Origin of the sequence: Gluconobacter sp. P1D12_c (assembly GCF_018812105.1) — a bacterium.
In the GTDB taxonomy this organism is placed as follows: domain Bacteria; phylum Pseudomonadota; class Alphaproteobacteria; order Acetobacterales; family Acetobacteraceae; genus Gluconobacter; species Gluconobacter oxydans_A.
Window position 1 is genome coordinate 1 of record NZ_JACSIQ010000858.1, and the last position, 361, is coordinate 361.

The following is a 361-nucleotide window of genomic DNA, read 5'->3' on the forward strand; positions in this document are numbered from 1 at the left end:
GGTCTCGGACTACAAAGCCACAGACGCCCTGATGAAGCTGTCTGTCCCGCCCCCCAAAGCCATGCTGGCTGATCGGGGCTATGACAGTGACAGCTTCCGCCAGGATCTGCTGATCCACGGGATCCTGCCGGTTATTCCATCACGCAAAAGCCGCAGTGCTCCACAGAAAACAGACTGGTGGCGTTACAGGGACCGCAACCGCATCGAGCGGATGTTCAACAAACTCAAGCAGATGCGCCGTATCGCGACGCGCTACGACAAAACCGCCTTGTCCTTCATGAGTTTCCTCAATCTCGCCGCAGCAAAGCTCTGGATCAGATTTTTTGTCAACATGACCTAGTCCCCCGGCTAGCCGAGCCAG

General features: G+C 56.8%; 1 protein-coding gene. It reads left to right on the forward strand.

Translation table 11 applies throughout. From position 1 onward, the window contains the following. Positions 1 to 340 (forward strand): transposase (locus KP705_RS19535; RefSeq protein WP_215765511.1); only part of this gene is annotated, 340 nt, incomplete at its 5' end. Positions 341 to 361 lie beyond the last annotated feature (21 nt).